At 41.9% G+C, this 1,147-nt stretch carries 2 protein-coding genes; both read left to right on the forward strand.

Annotated elements, in window-relative coordinates; translation table 11 throughout:
* The coding region (locus R7O12_RS26120; RefSeq protein ID WP_318126961.1) for a DUF2861 family protein at positions 1–381 on the forward strand (381 nt) is incomplete at its 5' end.
* A gap of 60 nt (positions 382–441) precedes the next feature.
* A partial coding sequence (locus tag R7O12_RS26125) for a conjugal transfer protein TraF (RefSeq protein WP_180799797.1) occupies positions 442–1,147 on the forward strand: 706 nt, incomplete at its 3' end.

A 1,147-nucleotide genomic window follows, 5' to 3' on the forward strand; every position in this document is an offset into this window, starting at 1 on the left:
GGTTTGTATCACTTGTCCGTTGTATCTAAAGATAAACAAGTTTACCGAACTTGGGTGATACTCGGAGACTCAAACTCCTCCCAATATGTTCGCTGGACATCAAAAGAGCACTGGAAAGTAGAAAAGAGTGCACTTCGCAATCCTCATTGCCCATTACCTCAATTAGAGGTCGGTCTATACGACTATGTGGATGGCCAGTATGAGCAGATGTGGAAGAAAACCTACGAATCTTCTTACCCAAACTCACTTGAATTAGCTGGTGTACCAAACGATAGATATGTTTTAGCGGTAAGTATCAACAGTAGACGTTGGCAAGGGGACATAATTGTTGAGCAAGCTCAAACAATCAGCCGTACTTATGATCTTTCTCCGGAAGAATAATTAAAGAAATAACATTTGTGCCGATATAAGTTCAGGAAGAACTAAAAACACAAGTGTAGTATGAAAACCCAATTCAAAATTTTAGCCACCACCATTACAGCATCACTATTTGCGAATGTCGCTTCTGCTGCGACTTATGCTATTGAAGCACGTAGCGATGCAATGGGTGGTGTTGGTACCGTTTCTGCCTCTTATCTGACCGCTCCATTTTTCAACCCTGCGTTGACTGCAATCTACCGCCGCAATGACGACGCGGGTATGATCATTCCAAGTTTCGGTATAAGTTATGACGATCAATATGATCTTATTGACGAAATCGAGCGCATTAGTAAGCTGACCGATGTTGATGAGATCAAAAAATCCATGGATGCTATTGACGGCAAAAAAATGGATTTTGACTTAGGTGGTGTCGTTGCCGTTGGTATTCCAAATAAATTCTTATCAGCAACTGTCTACGGAAAACTCTACACAGAGTCATTTGTTCAACCTAATGTTGATACATCAGGTGTCGATCCACTAACAGACAGCTATGTTCAAGGTGTTTCGATTGGCGTAGCGGAGGCAGGGGTGTCTCTTGCCAAGTACACCAACTTTATGAATCAGCATCTTTCTTTTGGTATCACCCCAAAACTGCAGCGCATCTATACATATTCGTATGCGACCAGCTTTAAGAACTTTGATACCAAAGATCTCCGTGAACACGAAACTGCTGAAACTATGTTTAACTTAGATGCGGGTGCACTTTGGTTCTTCGGTCCATATCGTT

This window comes from Vibrio sp. Vb1574 (genome assembly GCF_033338675.1).